Origin of the sequence: Streptomyces sp. NPDC050422 (assembly GCF_044458665.1) — a bacterium.
Lineage (GTDB): Bacteria > Actinomycetota > Actinomycetes > Streptomycetales > Streptomycetaceae > Streptomyces.
The window spans coordinates 159897-176782 of sequence record NZ_JBITIE010000004.1; the positions used below are offsets into that span (position 1 = coordinate 159897).

13 protein-coding genes are annotated in these 16886 nt (G+C 71.3%); 6 read left to right on the forward strand and 7 right to left on the reverse strand.

Annotated elements, in window-relative coordinates:
* Nucleotides 1–19 precede the first annotated feature (19 nt).
* Together ACIBJG_RS07060 and ACIBJG_RS07065 are read left to right on the forward strand one after the other, a co-directional pair.
* Nucleotides 20–712, forward strand: a complete 693-nt coding sequence (locus tag ACIBJG_RS07060) for a ribonuclease H (protein WP_399304828.1) — start codon at nucleotides 20–22, stop codon at nucleotides 710–712.
* Nucleotides 713–866: 154 nt separating this feature from the next.
* Nucleotides 867–1598 (forward strand): CDP-alcohol phosphatidyltransferase family protein, encoded by a 732-nt coding sequence (locus ACIBJG_RS07065; RefSeq protein WP_399304831.1) that lies wholly within the window; start codon nucleotides 867–869, stop codon nucleotides 1596–1598.
* Here the strand turns inward: ACIBJG_RS07065 and ACIBJG_RS07070 are convergent.
* Entirely contained in the window at nucleotides 1567–2013 is a 447-nt protein-coding gene (locus ACIBJG_RS07070) for an adenylyltransferase/cytidyltransferase family protein (RefSeq protein WP_399304834.1), read from the reverse strand. The two genes, ACIBJG_RS07065 and ACIBJG_RS07070, sit on opposite strands and share 32 nt — an antisense overlap.
* Before the next feature lie 215 nt (nucleotides 2014–2228).
* Here ACIBJG_RS07070 and ACIBJG_RS07075 point away from each other — a divergent pair, with 215 nt between their 5' ends.
* Genes ACIBJG_RS07075 through ACIBJG_RS07085 form a run of 3 tightly spaced genes read left to right on the forward strand, consistent with a single transcriptional unit; the run spans nucleotide 2229 to nucleotide 6471 of the window.
* Nucleotides 2229–3491 (forward strand): glycosyltransferase, encoded by a 1263-nt coding sequence (locus ACIBJG_RS07075; protein ID WP_399304837.1) that lies wholly within the window; start codon nucleotides 2229–2231, stop codon nucleotides 3489–3491.
* Nucleotides 3488–5230 carry a lipopolysaccharide biosynthesis protein gene (locus ACIBJG_RS07080; RefSeq protein WP_399304840.1) on the forward strand — a complete coding sequence of 581 codons (1743 nt, stop codon included), beginning with the start codon at nucleotides 3488–3490 and terminating at the stop codon, nucleotides 5228–5230. The genes ACIBJG_RS07075 and ACIBJG_RS07080 overlap by 4 nt, the downstream gene beginning before the upstream one ends.
* Nucleotides 5227–6471, forward strand: a complete 1245-nt coding sequence (locus ACIBJG_RS07085; RefSeq protein WP_399304842.1) for a hypothetical protein — start codon at nucleotides 5227–5229, stop codon at nucleotides 6469–6471. The genes ACIBJG_RS07080 and ACIBJG_RS07085 overlap by 4 nt, the downstream gene beginning before the upstream one ends.
* Here ACIBJG_RS07085 and ACIBJG_RS07090 read toward each other — a convergent pair.
* Entirely contained in the window at nucleotides 6440–7957 is a 1518-nt protein-coding gene (locus ACIBJG_RS07090; RefSeq protein WP_399304845.1) for a hypothetical protein, read from the reverse strand. The two genes, ACIBJG_RS07085 and ACIBJG_RS07090, sit on opposite strands and share 32 nt — an antisense overlap.
* 115 nt (nucleotides 7958–8072) lie before the next feature.
* Here ACIBJG_RS07090 and ACIBJG_RS07095 point away from each other — a divergent pair, with 115 nt between their 5' ends.
* Nucleotides 8073–9263 carry a glycosyltransferase gene (locus tag ACIBJG_RS07095; RefSeq protein ID WP_399304848.1) on the forward strand — a complete coding sequence of 397 codons (1191 nt, stop codon included), beginning with the start codon at nucleotides 8073–8075 and terminating at the stop codon, nucleotides 9261–9263.
* On the opposite strand, the gene ACIBJG_RS07100 is transcribed toward ACIBJG_RS07095, so the two are convergent.
* The 5 genes from ACIBJG_RS07100 to gmd are packed head-to-tail and all read right to left on the reverse strand — an operon-like array spanning nucleotide 9235 to nucleotide 16793.
* Complete coding sequence (locus ACIBJG_RS07100; protein ID WP_399304851.1) at nucleotides 9235–10062, reverse strand: glycosyltransferase family 2 protein; 828 nt, start codon at nucleotides 10060–10062, stop codon at nucleotides 9235–9237. The genes ACIBJG_RS07095 and ACIBJG_RS07100 overlap by 29 nt on opposite strands.
* Nucleotides 10059–10745, reverse strand: coding sequence for a hypothetical protein (locus tag ACIBJG_RS07105; protein WP_399304854.1), 687 nt, complete (start codon nucleotides 10743–10745; stop codon nucleotides 10059–10061). Before ACIBJG_RS07105 ends, ACIBJG_RS07100 begins: the two co-directional genes overlap by 4 nt.
* Nucleotides 10742–12997 (reverse strand): LamG-like jellyroll fold domain-containing protein, encoded by a 2256-nt coding sequence (locus ACIBJG_RS07110; RefSeq protein ID WP_399304857.1) that lies wholly within the window; start codon nucleotides 12995–12997, stop codon nucleotides 10742–10744. The genes ACIBJG_RS07105 and ACIBJG_RS07110 overlap by 4 nt, the downstream gene beginning before the upstream one ends.
* Nucleotides 12994–15783, reverse strand: coding sequence for a LamG-like jellyroll fold domain-containing protein (locus ACIBJG_RS07115; protein ID WP_399304860.1), 2790 nt, complete (start codon nucleotides 15781–15783; stop codon nucleotides 12994–12996). The genes ACIBJG_RS07110 and ACIBJG_RS07115 overlap by 4 nt, the downstream gene beginning before the upstream one ends.
* A complete protein-coding gene (gmd, locus tag ACIBJG_RS07120; protein WP_399304863.1) occupies nucleotides 15780–16793 on the reverse strand; it encodes a GDP-mannose 4,6-dehydratase in 1014 nt (337 codons plus the stop codon). Before gmd ends, ACIBJG_RS07115 begins: the two co-directional genes overlap by 4 nt.
* Between the last annotated feature and the right edge of the window lie 93 nt (nucleotides 16794–16886).

Sequence of the window (16886 nt, forward strand, 5' to 3'; positions counted from 1 at the left end):
CGCTGGCATGATCAGGGGTATGAACGAGCGCATGATCGCCGCGTGTGACGGGGCGTCGAAGGGTAATCCGGGACCGGCCGCCTGGGGCTACGTGGTGGCCGACGCGGACGGCAGGCCGCTGCGGTGGGAGGCCGGGCCGCTGGGCACCGCCACCAACAACGTGGCCGAGCTCACCGCCCTGCAGGAACTGCTGGAGTCGCTCGACCCGGCCGTGGCGCTCGAAGTCAGGATGGACTCGCAGTACGCGATGAACGCCGTGACCAAGTGGCTGCCGGGCTGGAAGCGCAACGGCTGGAAGACGTCGGCCGGCAAACCCGTCGCCAACCGTGACCTGGTGGCCCGTATCGACTCCCTGCTCACCGGCCGGGCCGTGACCTTCGTGTACGTGCCGGCCCACCAGGTGGACGGCGACCCGTTGAACGCTCTGGCCGACCAGGCCGCCAGCGAAGTGGCCGTCGCCCAGCGTGCGGCGGGCACCTCCCAGGGCTCCGCGGACCTGCCCGTCCCCGCACCCTCCCGCGCCACCGAGGGGCGGCGGACCGGGGGAGCGCCGAAGAAGAAGGCGGGGAGCACGGCCCGTTCCGGCGGCGCGACCATCCGCGCCAAGTTCGCCGGCCGGTGCCACTGCGGAAAGCCGTACGCGGCCAAGGACATGATCGCCAAGAACGACCAGGGCTGGGGCCACCCGGAGTGCCGGACCGCCACCGCCTGACGCGGCGCGCCCGCGCGCGGAGCCTGCGCTCCGCGCGCCGTCCGGGCCGGGTGACGGTGATCCCTCCCGCACGGGGCGGTGTGCATGCCATGATGCGGCTCCGGCGGCGAGGTCGAAACGCGGCCGGAGCCGATGGCGACACGCTGGGGGGCGTATGGAAAGCACGGTTGCGGTGCTGCGTGAGCTGCGCGGGGCGCAGAAGTCGGCCAAAGGGGTGTCGCTCTACTCGCGGTACGTGAACCGGCCGGCCGGCCGGATCTTCGCGGCCGGTGCGTACCGCCTCGGGATGACGCCCAATCAGGTCACCCTGGTGAGTGCGGCGTTCACCTTCGCCGCCCTGGCGGTAGTGGCCCTCGTCCGCCCCGGCTGGGGGCCGGCGGTCCTGGTCTACCTGGGGCTCGCCGTGGGGTTCGCCCTCGACGCGGCGGACGGGCAGCTCGCCCGGCTGACCGGCCGGGGCGGTCCCGACGGCGAATGGCTGGACCACGTCGTCGACTGCGCCAAGATGATCCTGGTCCACACCGTCGTACTGATCTCGTTCCACCGCTACTTCGGTCACGGCTCCGACGGCTGGCTGCTGTTGCCGCTCGGCTTCCTGTTCGTCGCGGTGCTCACGTTCTGCGCCGGGCTGCTGCGTGAGCAGCTGGGCAAGGCCGCGGCTCGTTCCGCACCGGAGGGCGGGGCGCCGGCCGCACCCGTCTCCCGGCTGCGGGCCGTGGCGCTGCTGCCGGCCGACTACGGCGTGTTCTGCCTGGTGTTCCTGCTGCTCGGCGACGAGACGGCGTTCCGGATCGGATACGCCGCACTCGCCGCCGTGCACGCGCTGTTCCTCGTGGCGTTCCTCGGCAAGTGGTTCAGGGAGCTGAGAGCGCTCCGGGCGGACTGACCAGCGTGTCCAGCGCCCGGCGCAGCTGGGTGCTGGACGTGTGCACGGTGTACGGGAAGTAGACGACCTCCACACCGACCTCGGCGAAGTCGCGCTCCAGGCGTTTGCCCTTCTCCGTGTCGCGCCAGTCGTCCCCCTTGAAGATGACGTCGAACCTGACCTGCTGCCAGGTCTCCACCTTGTCCGGGACGGTCTCGACGAACGCCGCGTCGACGTACCGCACGCTCCGGACGATCTCCAGCCGCTCCGGCAGTGGAATGACCGGCCCACGACCTTTGGCGAGTGCGGCCATCTCGTCCGAGACGACCCCCGCGACCAGGTAGTCGCACTGACTGCGGGCATGTCGCAGGATGTTGAGGTGGCCTATGTGGAACAGGTCGTAGACCCCCGGCGCGTAGCCGACCCTGTGCACCATCCGTTCTCTCCCCCCACGGTGTGAACGTGATGTCCGTGCCCCGCCGGAAGGTGTCCGGACATGGCATCCGGTCCGGTGGGATATCGGTATCGGTGTTGATGGTGCAACGACCTTACTGTGAAGACCACTTGCGCATCTCGTGAACGGATAAGCTCACTTTTGGGGCTGTTCCTTGGGGGGAACACAGGTGGCTCCGGGGGGAAGGCGATCGTCCGATGCCAGAAACTGAGCACCGCAAGCCGCTCGAAGGCCGCCGTCTGCTGGTGGTCTCGACGAACTACGCACCCGAGCTGACCGGCATCGGCCCGTACGCCGCACAGCTCGCCGAGCACTGGGCCCGCTCCGGGGCCGACACCCATGTGCTGACCGGCATGCCGCACTACCCCTCCTGGCGGACCGAGGCGGCGTACCGGGGGGTCTGGCGGGCCGAGGAGCAGCGCGCGGGCGTCACCGTCCACCGGCGAAGACACTATGTACCGCCCCGTCAGAGCGCCCTGCGCAGAGCCGTGTTCGAGGCGAGCGTGCTCGCGCACGGGATCGCCGCCCCGCCCCCGCTGCGGCCCGACGCGGTGATCTCCCAGCTGCCGAGCCTTGCCGGCGGCGTCATCGGTGCCCGGCTCGCCCGCCGCCACGGCGTCCCCTACATAACCGTCGTGCAGGACCTGATGGGCGCCGCCGCCGCGCAGAGCGGCATCCGGGGCGGGGGCAGGGCGGCGGCCCTGGCGTCACGGGCCGAGCGGTACGCGCTCGGGGCCGCGGCAGTGGTCGGCGTCATCCACGAGAGCTTCGTCCCCCGGATCACCGCCTACGGCGTGGACCCGGACCGCATCCGGCTGGTGCCCAACTGGTGTCATGTCCAGGCCCCTTCGGCCGACCGTGCCGCGACCAGGGCCCGCCTCGGCTGGCGTGAGGACACGCCGGTGGTCCTGCACTCCGGCAACATGGGACTCAAGCAGGGGCTGGAGGTCCTCGTCGACGCGGCGCGGCTCGCCCCGGAGATACGCATCGTGCTGATGGGGGACGGCAACCAGCGCGACGCCCTGCTGGCCCGCGCGTCCGGCCTGCCCAACCTCGACTTCCTGCCGCCCGCCGCCGCGGACGAGTTCACCGACGTCCTGGCCGCCGCCGATGTCCTCGCCGTGACCCAGCGCGCGTCCGTGCTCGACATGAGCGTGCCCTCCAAGCTGACCTCGTACTTCGTCTCGGGCCGCCCCGTCATCGCCTCCGTGGCCGACGGGGGCGGCACCGCCCAGGAGGTGCAGCGCTCCGGCGCCGGACTCCTCGTCGCCCCCGAGGACCCGGCCGCCGTGCTCGCCGCGGTCCGCAAACTCATCGAGGAACCCGCCGCCGCCGCCGAACTCGGCGCCCACGGACCGCGGTACGTGGTCCGTCATCTCAGCCGGGAAGCCGGTCTCGCCCGCTTCGACGCACTGCTCACCGAGGTCCTTCAGGACGCCGAAGGGAGAAACCGCCGATGACCCACCCGATCCGCGCCCTGGAGGACCAGGACGAACCCGCGCTGCTGAGGGACCAGTTCCGTCAGCTCCTGCGCTACCGCTCCCTGCTCGCGTGCGGCGTCGTCGTCGGACTGCTCGGCGCGGGCTGGCTCGCCCTGAGCGGCGAGGACACCTATACCTCCACCGGCGAGGTGTCGGTACGCTCCGCCACCTCGGACCCCTTCGCCGCGGGCGCCTCGGCCGACAAGGGCATCAACATCGGCTCCGAGCGCCAGACCGCCGTCAGCGACGCCGTCGGCACCATCGCCGTCGGCTCACTGGCCAAGTCCGGTGACGCCGTGGACGTCGGGGCGCTGCTCTCCGGACTCCAGGTCACCAACCCGCCCAACACCCTGGTGCTCAGGTTCTCCTACACCGGCCGCACTCCCGAAGAGGCGAGGGCCCGCGCGCAGGCCCTCGCCGAGGCCTATCTGGAGATACGCCGGGAACGCACCGAGAACAGCATCGACAACATGGCCGACGGCTACCGCGCCCAGCTGAAGCCGCTCACCGAACAGCGTGACCGGCTCGCCGAGCAGGAGACCGGCACCGTGGGCAACGACGTCACCAGCGCGCGGGCCAACCTCATCGTGTCCATCTCCGAACTGAGCCAGAAGATCTCGGAGTTGCGGGCCCTCGACACCACACCTGGCTATCTGAACAAGAAGCCCGTCGCACCAGAGACACCCAGCGGTGCCGGGCTGCCCCTGCTCCTGGGACTCGGCGGCGTCGTCGGTCTCGCGCTCGGCCTGCTGCTGTCCTGGGTACGGCTCGTCTTCGACCCCGCCGTCCGCTCCACCAGGGAACTCGTCCGCTCGCTCGGAGCCCCGCTGCTCGGCACCCTGCCCAGGGAACGCGCCGCGGCCGGAACCCTGCTCGCCATCGGGCGCGGCGGCAGCAGACTGGCCGAGGAGTACCGGGCGGTGGCCTTCCGGCTTGCGTACGACCCCTCCTTCACCGAACGCCGCCGGCTCCTGGTCACGGCGCCCCGCGGCGACAACCACATGGCGACCGCCGCGGCGGCCAACCTCGCCGCCGCCTTCGCCGAGATGGGGCGCGACGTCCTGCTGGTCGAGGCGGACCTGAGGGCCCCGACCCTGGCCGGGACACTCGGCGCGGCGGGCCGCGGCCGGCCGAGCTGGGCCGCCGAGCGCGACGAGCGCACCTGGCCCTCGGACAGCCGTACCAATGTGGACGTGCCGGGATCGGGGGCCTTCACCCTGGTCGCCGGCCGCCGTACGGACAACGTGCCGCGTGCCCTGACCTCCGCGCCCGTCGGCCGCATCCTCGCCGAGGGCGGCCGGCCGGGAGCCGTCGTCATCGTGCTCGCCCCGCCCGTGCTCTCGTACGCCGACGCCGTCGCGCTCATCGACCGCGTCGAGGGCGTGGTCGTGGTCTGCGACCCGCGCGAGGTGCACCGCAGCGACCTGGAGCGGATCCGCGAGATCATCGGCGCCGCGGGCGGCTCCGTCCTCGGCACCCTGCTGCACCCCGGCTACGGACGCGTGGAGCGACGGGCCCGCCGGAAGGCGGCCAAAGGCCGCGGCCGCGGCCGGTCGGAACCCCCGCAGGGGCAGGACGGCGCGGAGGCGGAAGGCATCGACCGGGCGGACGGCGCAGCCCACACCGGCGACCCCACCGAGACGCTCGGCCTGCGCACGCTGGACAGCGGCAACGGACACGGCGGCAGCAACCACAGCAGCACCGCGGGACACAGATGAGGTCACGTACCGCGGTAGTCTGCTCGGTCGCGGACCAGGGGGTGGCGGCGCTCACCAACATCCTGGTCCTGGTGGTGGCCGCCCGGCTCTCCACGGTTGCCGACTTCGCCCGCTTCTCCGCCGTCTACCTGGTCTTCTCCGTACTGCTGGGGGTGTCCGGCGCCTACACGGGACAGCCCCTGGTGCTGCGCCGGGGGGCGGGCGACGGGACGCGCGGCGCCTGCCGGTCCGCGGTCGGCTTCACGCTGCTCGTCTCGGCTGTCATCGGCGGCCTGCTCGCCGCCGTCTGCGCGGTGCTGCCGGGGGAGACGGCACGGGCCGCGGCGATGCTCGGACTCGTGCTGCCGGTCGTCCTCGCGCAGGACACGGCCCGGTACGCCTTCGCCACCCTGCACGCCCAGCACCTGGCGCTGGCCGCCGACACGCTCCGGCTGATCTGCGTCCTCGGTGCGCTGGCCGTACAGCCGCACGGCACCCCGGCGTCCCGGCTGGTCGTCGTCTGGGGCCTCTCCGCCCTGCCTGCGCTCCTGCTGTCCGCGGCCGTGCTGCACCGGAGGACTGCCGGCACCCCGGTGCGGCTGAAGCCCCTGCTCGGGAAGGGGCACCTCGGCCGCCGGTTCGTCGTCGAGTTCGGCGTGGGCAACGCGACCAGCCAGCTCTCCGTGCTCGGGCTCGGCACGGTCGGCAACCCCCTCGTCGTCGGCGCCCTGCGAGGCGCCACCACCCTCTTCGGCCCGCTGAACGTGCTGTTCTCCTCGGCCACCGGCTTCGGCCCCCCGCTCCTCGGGCGGCTCGCCACCGACCGGCTCAGGGTGCGGGCCACCGCGGCCCTGGCAGCCCTGCTGGCACTGACCGCGGCCTGCTGGGCCACGGTCCTCGCCCTGCTGCCGGGCTCGGTCGGCCGCCATCTGCTCGGCGACACCTGGCCGACGGCGGCGGCGCTCCTCCCGGCGACCGGCAGTCAGTACGCGGCCATGGCCGTCGGCACCTGCGGACTGCTGGCGCTCAGGCTGCTCGATCCGCGCACCACGCTCTCCATCCAGGTGGTGTTCTCCCTCGCCGCGGTCGCCTTCCTCGCCGGCGGCTATCTGGTCGGCGGGGTGATGGGCGCCGCCTGGGGCCTGTGCCTGGGATCCGTCTGCAAGGCGGTCGCCACCTGGACCCGGGTGGCCCGGCTGACCCGCCGCAGCCGGCCCGGACCCGCCCCGGTCAGTGCGACCGCCGTCGGCTCCGGTCCGTGAAACTCGTGACGAGCGCCAGGCACAACGCCGCGATGGCGAGCTTCCCGACGGCCTGGAGCAGCGGCCCGCGCAGCAGGATGAACGTGTATCCCGCGATCAGCGGCGCCGCGATCGCCAGAACGCTGCCGGGCCCCGGCCCGTCCCGCGACACCGCCCGGGCGTACCGGCGGTCGGTGCGCGCGGCCGCGTAACCGATCAGGGCGAGCCCGCCGATCAGGCCCGGCGCCCCGAAGTCCACCCACAGCTCGGTCCACAGCGGCGCGGAGAGGTTGGTCATGTTCATCCCCATCCACTGCCCCACGCGCACCCCGGTGTCCTCCGGCTTCCCGCTCCACGCCGCCCGCGGAACGAAGAAGAAGGCGGAGCCCGCCAGTTGGCGGCCGTACGTGTGGCCGCGGGTGTCGACCCAGGAGATGGTGTTGGCGAACATCACCGTCTGGTCGTAGTCCTTGGTGGCGAGCGGCTCGAACACGGACGACGACTGCACCGGCCGGTACCCGGAGTCGTCGTAGCGGAACCTGTCCGCGTACGGGAACAGCACCAGGGCGCCGATCACCCCCATGGCCAGCACCGAGCGGTACATCGCCGCGCTGCTGGGGAACGCCGTGAACAGCAGCGAGACCAGCACGGTCAGGAACCAGTAACGGGCGTTGGAGACCGGGTTGTTCACGACCAGGTTGACCGCTGCCAGCGCGATCCACACGAGGACGGTGGACGGCGCGCGCCGCGCCCGGCGCGAGGTCACCAGCCGGCGCGTGTAGAAGAGCAGCGCCAGGAGGGCCGGGACCGTGCCGAAGCCCTTGAGGAAGGCCGAGCCCACATTGGACTCCCCGGACGCGACGCCGCTCTCCGCGACCGACGCACTGATCTCCTGCCTGCTGGAGAAGAACACGGCGGGCCCGCCGAGCTTCAGCACGTAGTAGCCGATCGCCGCGAACGCGAGCAGCACCAGCAGCCGAAGCCTCACCGGGTGCGCCGTGGCGGGACCGCCACCACCCCCGCGGGCCGCGGTGCGCCGCCGCAGCGGGCGCCGGGACGCCAGCAGCGCCCCCAGGTCGAAGGCGGCGCACCCCACCAGGATCAGCGCGATCGCCGTGACCAGGTCGGAGCGCGGCCCGACCAGCGGCGTCGGCGTCTGCCCGATGACCGCCTGGGCGAACGGAGCCACCCCCATCGCGATGTACACGAACATCCAGAAGACGCCCTGGAGCAGCCGCCGCCGGGTGGAAAGGATCATGGTGGCGAGCCGGGCCCCGGCGTAACACGTCAGCACCAGCTGCAGCCAGTACGCCGTGTCCCGTGACCCGGTCCCGGGCTGGGCGGCGATCAGCGCAGGCAGGAAGCCGACCAGCCCCAGGATGAGCGGGACGGCCATCGCCCGCGACAGCATCGCCCAGGACATCGGCTTGGCGGGCGGCTCGACCGTAGGGCGCGGACCGCTGCCGCGGACGGAAGCGGACGGCGGCGCCTGGTGCACGGACGTCATCGTTCCCCCCCGTTCCGTGAACGTGTGAGCCTGTGAACACCTTAACGAATCAACCCACTTGAGGTGATGTGATGACTAGTCTGTGAACAGCCGGCCGAGGTCGAGGGGAACCCTGGTGAAGATCCTGCACATCGTCACACTGCACACCCCGGACCACGCCTTCGGCGGTCCGACCCGGGTGGCCCTGAACCTTTCGAAGGTCCAGCGCGCCGGGGGTGACGACGCTCGGATCATGGCCCTGGGCGACGGCTTCGACGGCCCGCTGCCCGACGAGGTGGAGGGGGTGCCCGTCCACCTATTCCAGGCCCGCCACCTGCTGCCGATGTTCGAGGTCAGCGGCATCACCTCCGGAGCCCTCCTGCGGACCGCGCGCCGCATGATGCGCGGCGCCGACCTCGTCCACGTCCACCTGATGCGCGACCTGGTGACGCTGCCGGCCGCTCTGCTCGCGCTGGCCACCCGCACCCCGCTCGTCGTCCAGACGCACGGCATGGTGGACCCCACCGAGAAGCGGGTCGCGCAGCTGACCGACCTGCTCGGCGTACGCAAGGTCCTGCGCGGCGCGGACGCGGTGCTCCACCTGACCGAGGCCGAACGGATCGATGTGAACGCCGTCGCGGCCCCCGTCGCGCTCACCAGGACCGTGCGCCTGGTCAACGGCGTGCGTCCGCAGGAGTTCAAGCCCGCCCGCGACCCCGCCCGTCCGCCGACCGTGCTCTTCCTCGCCCGGATCCAGGAGCGCAAGCGGCCGGAGGACTTCGTGGCCGCGATGCCCGCGGTCCTGGCGACCCACCCGGACGCACGGTTCGTCCTGGCCGGGCCGGACACCGGCGCGCTCCCCGGCACGCTGCGGCTGGCCCGCAGCCTGGGCGTGCTGGACTCGCTCGACCACGTCGGACCACTGGGCCACGAAGAGGTGCTGGCCGCCGGACGGCAGGCCGATGTGTACGTCCTGCCGTCGATCGAGGAACCCCTGGGCGTCTCGGTCCTCGAAGCGATGTCCGTCGGCACCCCTGTGGTCATCACCCGCACCTGCGGCCTCGGCCCGGACGTCGCACAGGCCGGCGCCGGCCGGGTGATCGACAGCCGGGTGGGTGAGGACGGGGCCAACGCGCAGAACGTCGCACAGGCGGTCCTGGAGCTGCTGGAGCCGGGAGCCAACGCCGAAGCGGGGCGGGCTGCCTGGGAGCTGGTCAACGGACACTTCACCATCGACGTCGTGACCCGGACGCTCCGGCGGACCTACGAGGACGTGGTCCGCCGGAAGCGCCGATCAGTCAGACAGCCGGGGACTCCCGCGACTTGAGAGCGATCTGCCACCGGTAGAAGCTCATCGCCAGGGCGAAGTCGAGCCCCGCCCGCCCGTCCAGGAAGCCCCGCCGGTACACGTACATGTACGCGAAGGACACCAGCGGCTTGAACGGTGCCTTGTGGAACAGCTGCCCCTGCCGGGACTTGACCCGCCGCACCTGCTCCTTGACGTCGGGGTGGTGCTCCAGCCACGCCTCCCAGTCCGAGTACCGGTTGTGCCGCTCGAACCAGGCGGTCACCGGGTCGAGGTCCTGGTGCTCGATCGGGTTGCGGAGCGATCCCGCACTCTCCGCGACGGGCTGGTAGTGCCCCTCCACCTCACCGATGCCGGGCGCGTCGAGATCGCCCACCTCCGGGTAGTGGCTGCGGGTGCGGTCGGTAAGTGAGCGCTTGCGGATGGTGTAGCCGTGCCGCAGCCGCTTCCCCGAGAACCAGTACCCGAGCGGGATGTCGTACGCCGCCGGCCTGGGCGCGTCCGGATCGGCGAAGACCTGCCGCAGCTCGGCCAGCAGACCGGGGCTGAGGCGTTCGTCCCCGTCCAGCAGCAGGATCCAGTCCAGGTCCGTGCGGACATGGTCCAGGCACCACTGCTTCTTCCTGGGGTGCCCGCCGTCCCAGGTGTACATGACGACCTCGGCCCCGCACTCCGCGGCGATCTTCGCCGTGTCGTCGGTGCTGTGCGAGTCGACGACGACGACCGCCTCGAAATGACCGAGGACCGACTTCACCGCCTCGGCGATGTTGAGCCCCTCGTTCTTCGTGGGAATCGCCACGGCTATCGGGAGCTTGCTCATCCGTTGTCCCCTTCGGGCAGCCAGGCGTAGCAGCCTGTGGAGGTGAAGGCGCGGGCCGCCTCCGGAATCGTGATCAACGTCCGCTTCCCGTCGTCGGACGAGCCCGACGCCAGGTCCTTGCCGTTGGCCCCCGTGATCTGCCAGCTGCAGTTCCTGGTGGGGGTGACGTCGCGGTAGCGCCCCGCACGGAGCTGCTTGCCCTCGTACGTGCCGTCGGCGTAGCCCCTGGACGCCCGCTCCACCAGGTCCTTGTGTCGCACGCACAGGTGCTCGACGGCGGGCTTCGCGTCGGCGATCTCACCGGTGACGATCGCGCCGACGGCCGTGTCCCGGTCCACCTTGACGAGATACGTCAGCCGGTCGCAGGTCTCCTGGCCGGTCTGGAGCACGGCCGCGGGGTCCATGCCCTCGGGGACCCGGTCGACGAGGTACTCCTTCTGCTTCTTCGAGAACGAGCCGGTGGCCGGGGTGAGTTCGCTCTGGGGAATCTTCGGGGTCTCGCTGGTGGGGGAGGCCTGTGGGCCCGTGGAGGAAGGGCTCCCGGATCCGGCCACCGGGCCCGACGCGGCCGCCGGACCTGCGCCGGCCGCCTTCTCCGTGTCACCGTCCGAGGACGAGCCGCAGGCGGCCAGCGCCGCCGTCATCACGATGACGGCGGCGCCGGCCAGGAACGGATACCTCATCCACCCGTCCTCAGTGCGTAGTGGGCGGCGACCTTGGCGCCGCTCAGCACGGTCGGGTAGACCGCCGTCTCGTCGATCTGCCCGGCGAAGAAGTTGCTCGTGGGGCGGCTCGGCCAGCCGGACAGATTGTCCCCGCCGACGCGCCAGTAGCCCTGGTAGCTCCGGTTGCCGGTGTACGACGCGTTGGTGGCACGGAGCTGCCCGTCGACGTACAGGGCCACGCCTCCCGAGCCCTGGGTGGCCACCACATGGTGCCAGGCCCCGTCGTTGTACGCGCCGGAGGTGGCCACTGCCCGGTAGCCACCGCTGTTGACCCCGAACGCCAGGCGTCCGTCGTTGCGCATGTACACGTGCTTGTCGTGCTGTCCGCTGTTCTCCATGGTCAGGTTGCCGAGCCCGATGATGTTTCCTCCCCTGGTGGTCGTGCTCCTGATCCACGTCTCCACCGAGAACGTGGCCGACGAGGGATATGGCGTGTTGCTGTACGCGTACTCGTCCGTTCCGTTGAAACCGATGGCGGTCGACGGACCGGCGATCGCGGCCGGAGTCTGCCGGTAGGAGGGCGCGTTGCGCAGGAAGCCGTTGTTCAGATTGCCCGAGGCGTCTGCGGCGAACGTCGAGGTGGCCTCGTCGTAGCGCCAGTACAGCGACGCGCCGTCGAGGATCACCCTGGCCGGGTACGCCTCCGGAGCGGATGCCACGAGCGCCGTCACCGCAGGCGACTTGGCACTGGTGTTGGTGCCGTCGCTCGCGCTGATCCGGTAGGTGTGCGTCTCACCCGGTGCCACGTCACGGTCCGTCCACGTGAGCTGCGGACGGTTCCAGAACACCGAGAATCCCGTGACGGTGTGTACGGGAGTGCTCGCACCGTCCTTGTAGATCCGGTAGGTCAGTTCCCCGTCGTCGGTGTCGAAACTCGTCTGCCAGTTCACGTCCACCTCGCCCGTGCGGACCGTGGAGACACTGGCGTTGGGCACCCAGGGCGCCCCCGTGTCGGGGCCGTCGGTGAACCGGGTCAGGCCCTGCTGTGCCGCACCGTTGACGGTGGTGAACTCGCCGCCCACCCAAAGGTAGTGGTGGCCGCCCTTGTCCGTCTGCGCCATCACCCGCGGGCCGACCGGCTCCCCGATGCCGTCATTGGTGTCCGGGAACCACGGCAGCAGCTTCGGGTCGTCGACCGACTGGGCCAGCAGGTGCTTGCGCGGCTGGTCCGGGAACTCGCCCATCGACGCGCAGTCATGGGCGTGACTGCCGCTGTACAGAACGCCGTTGTGCACCAGCAGGGCCTGGGTCGCACCCAGGCAGGTGTCCCGCCAGACCTGGGAGAAGGTGGTCAGGTCGAGCGCGATCCGGCCGTCGAAGACACCGCCCCCGGTGCCTTCGTTGGCGGTGTAGAACTGCGTGGCGTCCGAGGTCAGGTCCTGGACCGTCGAGGTGTTGGGAATGAATCCCGGATAGCTCTTGTCCAGGGCGCCCGTGGTGGCGTCCACCACGGCCAGCGCATGCGAGTTGGTCCCGTTGACGGTGAAGAAGTCGCCGCCGATCACCACGTGCGAGCCGTCGGGGGTGACCTCCACGGCCCGGCCGACCTCGTCCGTGTTCGCCGTGAACGGTGTGAGCTGGGCGCCGGTGGTCACGGCGGCGAACTTGTTCCGGGTCTGCCCAGCGACGCTGTTGAAGTCACCGCCGAGATACACCGTGTCGTCGGTGACGGCGAGCGCCCGCACGGTCGCCGAGACGGCGACCTTGAAGTCCTGGCGCGGGGTGCACGTCGCCGTGTCGACGGCCGCGATGTTGCTGACCCCGACCCCGTTGACCGCCCCGAACTGGCCGCCCGCGTAAAGGGTGTCACCGTCCGGCGACAGCACGAGGGACCGCACGGTCGCGGTTCCGGAGGAGAGGGTGAACGACAGGCTGCAGCCCGTCGGCGCGCCGGTCGCGGCGTCGAACGCGGCGAAGTTCACCGCGGGCTGTTCCGACGTCCCGGCCGCCGCGTCCGGGGGCCGGACGGTGGAGAAGGTGCCGCCCGCGTAGACGACCCCGTCGGCGGATGCGGCCATCGACCAGACGATGCCGTTGGTCTGCCAGGTCGACAGGTCGTCCGCGGTGAGCGAGACCGGCGGGGTGAGGGCCGCTGCCGGGGAGCCCCCGGCAGCGGCGCTCAGGGCCCCGGCGAGCAGGCAGAGCGCGGCGGCCACGGCACGCGTGCGGCCGCGTGCCCGTGGGCTGCGCCCCGTACTTTCGTTCATCATTCAGCTCCGAAGGTGAGAACGAGCTGCGGCCGGTAGGCCGCGGTTGCGACCTCGCCCGACCAGATGCGGAGACTGTCCGTCCCGCTGCTGGTGAGGGCGAGTGAGTAGGCGGAGCCCAGGGCCCCGCCCAACGCCGGCGCGTTCAGCTCCACCGCGTAGTCGGTGGAGACGGCGGTCGCGCCGGAGATCGTGCCCAGCACCGTTGTGGCGAGCGACGGGCGGGTGTTGTAGGTGACCGCCGACTCGGTCCACGCGCCGGTGACCGGCACGAGTGTGTGGGGATCGGCCGAGCCCGCCGTGGAGTCCGACGAGGTACGGAAGGCGAGGCGGGCGCTCTTGAGCTCCTGGCCGGCCGGGGCGTCGGGCAGGGCGAAGCGGAGGTAGCCGAGGTAGGGCGTGGCGCCCCGGGAGGCCAGCTGGTTGTCGTTGTAGTTGGTGTTCGCTGCGACCCCGTTGACGTACGCGTCCTCCGTCGGCGTCAGCGTGACCGTGCTGTCCCCGGGAGCGGACGGGGTGTCCGCCAGATCGTGGTGCGCGGCCACCTGAGCGGCGGTCAGCGCCGACGGGTAGATGGCCGTCTCGTCGACCTGTCCCGCGAAGTAGGTGCTGGTCGGACGGTTCGGCCAGGAGGTGGCCATGGCGTCCCCGCCCACCCGCCAGTAGCCGTTGTACGACCGGTTGCCGGTGGTGGTGTTCGTGCCGGCCTGTACGCCGTCCACGTACAGCCGCATGCCGGACGGGCCCTGGGTGGCGACTGCGTGATGCCAGGTGTTGTCGTTGTAGGACGCGGCCGAGGTGATCGTCGGCCGGCTGCTGGAGCTGCCGACCTGGACACCGAAGGCGAGGCGCCCGTTGTCGGTGAGGTAGAGGATCTTGTCGGAGATCCCGCTGGTGTGTCCCTGCGCGGTGCCGATGTTGCTGCCGTACCCGACGATCCGCCCGCCGCGCGTCGTGCTCGTTCGGAACCACGTCTCGATGGAGTACGGGGTCGGCGAGGTGTAGTGGTGCAGCCGGTCGCTGTAGACGTACTCGTCGGTGCCGTTGAGGGAGAGCGCCGTCGAGCCGGTCACTGCGGACGGCGTGGAACGGTACGAGGGGGCGTTCATGTACACCCCGCCGTCGTCGTTGTCCGAGGCATCCGCCGCGAACGCGCCGCCCGCCTCGTCGTAGCGCCAGTACAGATCCGCCCCGTCGGCGAGCACACGCTCCGCATACGGACTCGCCGAACCGGACGCGGTGACCGAGACGTTGGCGGAGAGGGCACTGGTGTTGGTGCCGTCGCTCGCGGAGATCCGGTACGCGTAACCGCGGCCCGCCACCACATCGGTGTCGGTGAAGGTCAGCTGCGGCCGGCTGAAGAACAGCGAGGAACCGGTCGTCGTGTGGACCGGCGTCGACCCGCCGTCGCGGTACACCCGGTACGTGAGCCGGCTGTCGTCCAGGTCCAGGCTCGTACGCCAGCTCACGCGCACCTCGCCGGCCCGCGGCGCGGAGAGGCTGACCACGGGTGCGGAGGGCGCCCCGGTGTCCGGGGAGTTCGCGAACCGGGTCAGCGCCTGCTGCGCGACGCCGTTGACCGTGGTGAACTCGCCGCCCACCCACAGGAAATCGCGTCCGCCCCGGGACGAGACGGTCAGCGTGCGCGGCCCCACCGGTTCGCCGATGCCGAATTTCGTGTCCGGCAGCCAGCCCAGCATCGCCGGATCGTCGACGGACTGCGCGGTCAGGTGCTTGCGCACCTGGTTGGGGAAGCCGCCCATGGTGGAGCAGTCGTGGACGTGGCTGCCCGCGTACAGCACCCCGCGGTAGACCCGCAGAGCCTGCGTGGCGCCCTGGCAGGTGTCGCGCCAGCGCTGGTCGAACGTGGTGAGATCCATCGCGAGCCGTCCGTCGAACGAGGCCCCGCCGGCCCCCTCGCCGCCCACGTACCAGCCACCGGACGCGGTGTCGGTGACGATGTCCTTGATCACGGCGGACGACGGGATGAAGTTGTCCGGGTACGCGCGGGTCAGGGTGCCCGCGCCGGCGGCGGTCACCGCGAGTGCGTGCGAGTTCGCACCGCCCACCGTGAAGAAGTCCCCGCCGATCAGCACGCTCTGCCCGTCCGGAGTGACCTTCAGCGTCCGTCCGGGATCATCGGCGTCCGGATTCCAGGCCGTCAGCGCACCGGCCGCCGTGACCGCGCCGAAGAAGCGCCGGGTCTGGCCGTTGACGCTCTGGAAGTCGCCGCCCGCGTAGACCGTGCCGTTCGCCGCCACGTCGAGCGCCCGCACGGTCGCACCGAAGTTCGGCGCGAAGCCCGGACGCACAGTGCAGGTGGCGGTGTTGATCGCGACCAGACCGCCCGCGGCGCTCCCGTTCACCGCGTTGAAGTAACCGCCCGCGTACAACGTGGACTTGTCGGGTGAGACCGCCAGCGCCCTTACCGTCGCGGTGCCGCTGGAACGCGTGAAGGAGAGCGAGCAGCCGGTGGGCGCCCCGGTGGCCGCGTTGAACGCGGCGAAGTTGACGGCGGAGGTGGTGTTGCTTCCGGCGGGGGAGCCGGCCGGGCGGACGTTGGTGAAGGTACCGCCCGCGTAGACGACCCCGTTCGCCTCGGCGAGCGACCAGACGATGCCGTTGGTCTGGTACGTGGCGAGGCTGTCGGCCGTGAAGCCGACCGGCGGGGTCAGTGCGGCGGCCGGGGGAGCGGTCACCGCGGAGGCGGTCAGGACCCCGGCCGCGAGGGCCAGAACGGCGGCGAAAACGCCGCTCCGGCTGCGTCTGAGTCGTCGGGGGCGGCTCATCGGTCCACCCGTACGGCCGCTCCGGTGAGCTGGTCGGTCAGCTGCCGGACATCGGCGTCGACCATGATCCGGGCCAGCTCCCGCGACTTCACAGCGGGCTTCCAGCCGAGCAGCTCCGCGGCCTTGGAAGCGTCCCCGATCAGCGCGTCGACCTCGCTGGGGCGCTCGTACTTCGCGTCGTATCGGACGTGCTCGCGCCAGTCGAGACCGGCGTGCTCGAAGGCGTACTCCAGGAACTGCCGGACGCTGACGCCCTCACCGGTCGCCACCACGTAGTCGTCCGGGGTGTCGCACTGGAGCATCCGCCACATCGCGTCGACGTACTCGGGGGCATACCCCCAGTCGCGCACCGCGTCCAGGTTCCCCAGGTGCAGGTGCGTCTGCAGACCCGCCTTGATCCGGGCCACCCCGCGCGTGATCTTCCGGGTCACGAAGGTCTCTCCACGGCGCGGCGACTCGTGGTTGAAAAGGATCCCGTTGACCGCGAACATCCCGTACGCCTCGCGGTAGTTGACCGTCGCCCAGTACGAGTAGACCTTCGCCACGCTGTACGGGCTGCGCGGGTGGAACGGGGTGTGCTCGTTCTGCGGCGGCGGGTTGGCGCCGAACATCTCCGACGAGGACGCCTGGTAGACGCGGGTGTCGATGCCGCTGGCCCGTACGGCCTCCAGAAGCCGGATCGTGCCCAGACCCGTCACGTCACCCGTGTACAGCGGGGCGTCGAACGAGACCCGCACGTGCGACTGAGCCCCGAGGTTGTAGACCTCGTCGGGCCGGATGTCGCGCAGCAGGTTCACCAGCGCCACTCCGTCGGCGAGGTCGGCGTGGTGCAGCACGAAGGAGCGGTTCTCCTCCTCCGGGCCCTGGTAGATGTGGTCGATCCGCTCGGTGTTGAAACTCGACGAGCGGCGGATGAGGCCGTGGACCGTGTATCCCTTCTGGAGCAGCAGCTCGGACAGGTAGGAACCGTCCTGTCCGGTCACGCCGGTGATGAGCGCGGTCTTCGCCACGTCTCCCCCTTCTGTGGTCGCCTGCGAGGCGGTCGGTCATCCGAAATTTCAGAGTTTGAGCGATCTGCGGTAAAACGTCACCGCGTCATGGAG